This window comes from Campylobacter sp. US25a (assembly GCF_004379075.1).
Classification (GTDB): Bacteria; Campylobacterota; Campylobacteria; order Campylobacterales; family Campylobacteraceae; genus Campylobacter_D; species Campylobacter_D jejuni.
In genome coordinates this window covers 225,958-232,198 of the sequence record NZ_RYYM01000002.1, presented here as the reverse complement: position 1 = coordinate 232,198, position 6,241 = coordinate 225,958, and the positions used below count along the sequence as shown (strand labels likewise).

At 32.6% G+C, this 6,241-nt stretch carries 5 protein-coding genes and 1 pseudogene; all 6 read right to left on the bottom strand.

Annotation, left to right across the window (positions count from 1 at the left end; translation table 11 throughout):
* Nucleotides 1-1,940, bottom strand: a pseudogene (locus tag ELQ12_RS03420) (hypothetical protein); the annotation flags it as partial.
* Nucleotides 1,941-2,799: 859 nt separating this feature from the next.
* Nucleotides 2,800-3,144, bottom strand: coding sequence for a hydrogenase maturation nickel metallochaperone HypA (gene hypA / locus ELQ12_RS03410; RefSeq protein WP_070210798.1), 345 nt, complete (start codon nt 3,142-3,144; stop codon nt 2,800-2,802).
* On the bottom strand, nt 3,144-4,118 hold the full coding sequence (hypE, locus tag ELQ12_RS03405) for a hydrogenase expression/formation protein HypE (protein WP_126253299.1): 975 nt from the start codon (nt 4,116-4,118) through the stop codon (nt 3,144-3,146). Before hypE ends, hypA begins: the two co-directional genes overlap by 1 nt.
* Nucleotides 4,115-5,206 (bottom strand): hydrogenase formation protein HypD, encoded by a 1,092-nt coding sequence (gene hypD / locus ELQ12_RS03400; RefSeq protein WP_134264569.1) that lies wholly within the window; start codon nt 5,204-5,206, stop codon nt 4,115-4,117. Before hypD ends, hypE begins: the two co-directional genes overlap by 4 nt.
* Nucleotides 5,190-5,471 carry a HypC/HybG/HupF family hydrogenase formation chaperone gene (locus ELQ12_RS03395; RefSeq protein ID WP_002776342.1) on the bottom strand — a complete coding sequence of 94 codons (282 nt, stop codon included), beginning with the start codon at nt 5,469-5,471 and terminating at the stop codon, nt 5,190-5,192. Before ELQ12_RS03395 ends, hypD begins: the two co-directional genes overlap by 17 nt.
* Nucleotides 5,471-6,214, bottom strand: a complete 744-nt coding sequence (hypB, locus tag ELQ12_RS03390) for a hydrogenase nickel incorporation protein HypB (RefSeq protein ID WP_134264568.1) — start codon at nt 6,212-6,214, stop codon at nt 5,471-5,473. The genes ELQ12_RS03395 and hypB overlap by 1 nt, the downstream gene beginning before the upstream one ends.
* Nucleotides 6,215-6,241: the final 27 nt, after the last annotated feature.

Sequence of the window (6,241 nt, the reverse complement as noted above, 5' to 3'; positions counted from 1 at the left end):
TATAAATTACCCTTTTCAGACATAGCAATGCTTTGAGATTTGCTTGAAGAAGCTAAAGCAAAAGTTTGCATAGAATTGCCCATAACATTATCTATAAAGGTAGATCTTCTTGAAGTAGTAGAGATTAAAGATCTAAAGGTTGCACCTGATATGGAAGCATTAAGATTAAAATCTGTAGTAAGCTTTCCTGTTATTGGATCAAAGCTTAAAGATATTTCTCCACCTCCATTGGTTCCTATATTACCAATATTGCCTTGATTAACACCTGAGATGATATTGTTTATATTACCTAATTCATCAAGATTAACATTGCTTTGATCTACAGTGATGTTTTCTACTTTTACATTATCTTTACCACTTCCACCTACAACTACAGTGTCTAATTTACCTGTTTCTTTATCTGTAGAAACAACCCAATCTTTGATTCCAACACTACCGCTACCATTGTTAGTTACTGTATTACCATTTTCATCTTTACCTACTGAGCCTTGGTTGGAAATAACTAAATCAGCATTGCCATTATTTGTAATACCTCCACCTATAGTAGCACCTTCTCCATTGGAAATTTCAAGTTTATTATCACTATTGTTAGTGATGGAACCACTTATACCTGTATCAGAATTAGAAGTGTTAGTGATGGAATCAAGTTTACCACCATTTTCTACTACTATATTTCCTGAGATAGAACCACTTCCTGTATTGGTAATACCACCTTCAACTGAACCCCCACTTTCTACTTTGATTTCGCCTGCTATAGAACCATTGCCTTGATTGACTATGCCAGAGCCTCCACTTGAAGAGCTAACACTACCTCCTGAGATGATAATGCCACCTTTTTTATCATCATCATCGCTACTACCACCTATGATACCTTCATTGACTATACCAGCAGCTCCACCACTTACTTCACCTGCTATGGTGATTTGGGTGTTTAATTCTTGTCCATCTCCTATATAAATTCCAGCTCCATTTTTTCCAATAACTGAAGCACCTTTTTTAACATCTATTCCTTGACCCTTTATGGTTGTTTGTTCATTAGAGGCATCTATTTGAGTAATATCTACATTAATACCATTATTTCCAGCGATAATTTTACTACCGTTTTCTAAAATTATATTTCCTAAATCTATCTCAGTAGCCGCATGTTGCATAAAATAAAAACTTATGCCATTTCCATTGGTAGCTTCTATAGCGCCTTTGTTAACAAGGGTTTCTATTTTATTACCTGTTTCTACTATGATACCATCATTCAAACCCTTGATAGTTCCTTTGTTTTCGAGTGTTTTAATTAAACTTACCCCTTGATAAAAGCTTTGAAGATCTATAGCTCCGTATTCACCTGTTGATTCTATAAGTCCATCATTTGTAAAATTGTCTATAGTTGAATTGGCTAAAATAATTCCACTAATTTCGCCTTTTATAGTTCCTGTATTGGAAAAATTTTTTATATAAGAACCAGAAGAATATCCGTAATTCATATAAATGCCATTACCTCCACCCTGTATAGTTCCTGTATTGGAAAAATTATCTATCCTAGTATCACCACTTATCCAAATTCCATTACTCCATTCTCCACTACCAGGAGAGTTAATAAAACCATTATTGGTAAAAGTATCTATTTTTGTGTTAATAAGCACACCTGCTTCTGTGCCTTGTATGGTTCCACCGCTAGCATTGGTAAAATTTGTCATACTGCCTTGACCTATATTAACTCCCTTGCCTGCACTAATAAAACCACTATTTGTAAAATAATTTATATTGGAATTGTTTGCAACATCAATGGCAATTGAATTGCTTGTGATAGTTCCGCTGTTATTAAAGCTTTGTATATTAGTATTTCCTTGGAAGAAAATTCCTTTATCATTATTAGAAGCTGTTATAGTTCCACTATTATCAAATTTATCTACATTGATAGTTCCTTTACCAGCCCAAATTCCCATATAAATTTGACCATTAATCTGACCTTTGTTTTCAAAGGTATTAACAGTGATAGTTCCTGTAAAACTACCATTGCTATTTTCTACAGCTACCTTACCGTTAATAGTTCCATTATTGGTAAGATTGGTAAGAGTAAGAGTATCGCTGTTGCTAGCATGGACATAAATAACTTTGTCATTACCAGTTAAAGTTCCGGTTTTTTCAATTGTTATGGTATGCAGACCTGAACTAGAAATGTTGATTTGATTGCTTATTGAGCCACTTACAGTTGTATTAACTCTAGCTTCAGGAGTATAAACACTTGCTGATCTAGCTTTAGTATTTTTATTTGCTTCATCATAAGTTTTTATTTCAGAATTTAATTTAGCACTAGCACAACTCGCTAAGAAAGAAATAGTAGCTAAAGATAAAACTATCTTTTTAGAATTTAAACAGGATTCTTTAATCCCCCCCCCGTAGACACCTTACTTGAAATAATATTTTTACTCAAATATTTTTCTCCTTCCTTATTTAAAATGGTTTATTTTGAAATTAATTTCATATTTTTTATTTTTTAATAATAATATAAAATATAAAAATAAAATAGCGGAATAATAAAATATTTAAACTTAAAGTATAATTAAATACTAATTATTATAAAACTATATAGTTTGAATTTAAATTTTATTTTATATAAAAAATTGATTTAATGAGAGTAAATTTGTATGAAATGTTGTAAATATTTTTGTGGTATTTTTAAATTTTATTTAAAATTATCATCTTTAGTTTTTATATTCTAGATAAAATTTAAAATTTTTGATTTTATATTTTTTAGATATTTTATCTATAAATTAGCTATACTTAACCAAGTATCACAATGTATTATTTCATCACAAGTCGCATAAGATGCAAGTCCTCACCTTGTGTGATTTTATATTCTATACTTTCACATTTAGGACACTTAAAAACATTTTCTTCTAAAATGCTTGTTTGATCGCATTTTAAGCATAAAATTTCAAGCGGGGCAAGTTCTATAAAAAGTTTAGCATTTTTACAAATATTTGAGTTTTCTTTAAAAGTTTCAAAACAACGCTTAAAAAGATCTACTTCTATACCGCTTAAACGCCCGATTTTTACATAAATTTCTTGCACATTGTAAGCCTTATTGTTTAAGGCATTTTCTTCGCAAAGTTCGATTAAAGATTCTACTATACTTAATTCGTGCATTAGCAAATTCTTGGTAAAAGTTCGCCTTTAGGGCTTTCTAAAAAGCGTTTTGCCCCATAAGCGTTTTGTAAAATCACGCGTGCTTTTTTCTCTTCTAAAACTTCTCCTATAATACTCGCATTTACATTGTATTTTTTTAGAATTTCTAAGGCTTTTAATTCATCTTCTTTTTCCACGCAAAGTATGAAAGTGCCTTCATTTGCAAGCTCATAAGCTTCATAACCAAAAAGCTCACAAAGTCCTAAAACCTCATCTTGAACGATGATTTTTTCTTCAAAGATTAAAAGATCATTTCCGCTTTGCTTTGCCCACTCATTTAAAACCGCACTAAGCCCCCCGCGAGTAGCATCTCTCATAGCTACAACCTTTATATCATTTTCTAAAAGCTCTAAAACCTCTTTATCTAAAGCCTTGCAATCGCTTTTAATATCGGCTTCTAGCTCATTTCTTTTGATTAAAACACTAGCTCCATGCCTTCCTATATCACCTGAAAGAAGTATGCTAAGCCCTGCTTTGATATTTTTACTTTCTTTTTTAGAAATAATTTCACCTAAGGCCGTAGTGTTGATATAAATTTCATCTGCTTTACCCTTAGGAACGACTTTAGTATCACCACAAACTAACATGACTCCACATTTTTCACATTCTTCTTTAATGCTTTTTAAAATGTGTTCTAGTTTTTCTAGCTCAAAACCTTCTTCTAAGATAAGTCCTAAGCTTAGATACTTTGGCTTAGCACCTACCATCAAAACATCGTTAATAGAACCACAAACACAAAGTTTGCCTATATTAACCTCTTCATCTAAAAAAATCGGACTTAAAACAAAAGAATCCGTGCTTAAAGCCAAATTTCCTAAAATCGCCGCATCATTATTTGCGTTTAAAATTTCATTATCAAAGATCTTAAAAAGCTTAGTTAAAAGCTCATTCATCTCTTCTCCACCACCTCCGTGAGCTAAGGAAATATTTTTCATACATTCACCTTTGAGTATTTATAATACGCCGCACAAGCACCCTCACCAGAAACCATGCAACTTCCTATAGGACTTCTTGGCGTGCAAGCCTTACCAAAAACTTTACAATCATAAGGCTTAGCCAAACCTCTTAAAATTTGTCCGCAAATACAGGCTTTGCTTTCATTTTTACTTTGCACCGCACAATCAAATTTTTTACTTGCATCATAGGCGCTAAATTCTTCTTTTAGCTCCAAACCTCCATCTTTAATAAGTCCTAAGCCACGAAATTCAAAATCACACACTCTAAAGTATTTTTTTACCAAATTTTGCGCTTTAATATTGCCTTCTTTGCTTACGGCTCTTTTGTATTGATTATACACTTTAAAAGTGCCTTCATTGCTTTGTTTTATGATATTTAATACACTTTCTAAAATATCAACTGGCTCAAAACCACTCACTGCTATAGGGGTTTTAAACTTTGCTGCTAAAGGCTCATAAATACCATAACCTGTAATCACACTCACATGAGAAGGACCTAAAAAAGCATTGATTTTTACATTTTCATCATTCATAATCGCTTCTATAGGTGCTGGAACTGTGATATGATTGATATGAAAAAAGACATTATTTATTTTCTCTTCTATAACCTTTTGAAGAAGTAAAGCACTCATAGGCGTAGTGGTTTCAAAGCCTATAGTAAAAAAGATGATATTTTTATTTAAATTTTGCTTAGCGATTTCTAAAACTTCAAGTGGAGAATAAAGTGCTCTAACATCAGCCCCTTTAGCTCTTAAATCCAGTAAAGAAATTTCACTTCCAGGCACTCTTAAAAGATCTCCTAAAGTACAAAAAATCGTATCTTTCATAGAGGCTAGTTTAATGGCTGTATCAATGCGAACTCTTGGCATAACACAAACGGGACATCCTGGCCCATGGATGAAGTTAATTTCCTTTGGCAAAATAGAAGGCAGGGCATATTTCATAATACTATGCGTATGCCCACCGCAAATCTCCATGATGTTAATAGGATTTTTAAGTTCTTGTTCTATGAGTTTTTTTAAAGCTAAAATACTTTCTTTATTTCTAAATTCATCGATGAAATTCATTTAAACCCAAATCTCCCTCATCGCTTTTTATCTCTCCGCTATTCATTTTTTCTACTATTTCTTGATAGGTTTTAATGCTTTCTAGTGCAGCTTCTTTGTCGATTTTTTCCATAGCAACGCCTACATGGATTAAGACATAATCGCCTTGTTTTAAAGGCTCATCAATCAAATCCAAATTAACTTTTCTTTTCACACCTAAAGTTTGCACTAAAGCATTGTTTAACTCATCGATTTCTAAAATTTCAGAAGGTATGGATAAACACATTAAAAAAGCTCCTTTTTAAGTTTAAGCACCTTATACCAAAGCTCCATATTGGTGCCATTTTTTGCATCAAGAGTGATAATATCTGCTCTAGGATTTAATTCTTTAATCAACCTAGTCGCCTCTTTAACATCAAAATCAAAATGATGAGCTAAATCTGCCTTTGTGATTAAAACTATATCAGCCTTTTTGAACATCACAGGATATTTTTGCGGTTTATCACTTCCTTCAGTTACCGAAAGCAAAACCACATTTAAATGCTCTCCTAAATCATAGCTTGCAGGACAAACTAAATTTCCAACATTTTCTATAAAAAGCAAATCCACATCATCAATTGCCAAATGATGCAAAGCCTCATGCACCATAAAAGCATCCAAATGGCAGCTTTGCCCTGTAGTGATTTGATATGCCAAAGCTCCGGCATTTTTTACTCTTAGAGCGTCATTATTGGTTTCTAAATCCCCTTCAATCACAGCGATTTTAAGCTCATTTTTCAAAGCCTTGATCGTACTTTCTAAAAGCGTGGTTTTTCCACTACCTGGAGAACTCATTAAATTGATACAAAGCGTGTTAGCTTCATTAAAATGCGCTCTATTGTGCTTAGCTTCTTCGTCGTTTTTGCTTAAAATTTTAGAAATCACTTCTATGGTTTTACTCTCTTTTAAGCTTGGATTTTCATGGTGGTGATCGTGACGATGATCGTGCGTATGGCTTGAATTTATAGAACAGCCGCAATCTTTACACATTTTCTTTCCTTTATAATTTTTGCTTCA

Bases quoted from the DNA above. Each gene is read 5' to 3' on its own strand.
- ELQ12_RS03395 (WP_002776342.1), bottom strand. From the start codon at position 5,471: ATGTGTTTATCCATACCTTCTGAAATTTTAGAAATCGATGAGTTAAAC.
- hypA (WP_070210798.1), bottom strand. From the start codon at position 3,144: ATGCACGAATTAAGTATAGTAGAATCTTTAATCGAACTTTGCGAAGAA.
- hypD (WP_134264569.1), bottom strand. From the start codon at position 5,206: ATGAATTTCATCGATGAATTTAGAAATAAAGAAAGTATTTTAGCTTTA.
- hypB (WP_134264568.1), bottom strand. From the start codon at position 6,214: ATGTGTAAAGATTGCGGCTGTTCTATAAATTCAAGCCATACGCACGAT.
- hypE (WP_126253299.1), bottom strand. From the start codon at position 4,118: ATGAAAAATATTTCCTTAGCTCACGGAGGTGGTGGAGAAGAGATGAAT.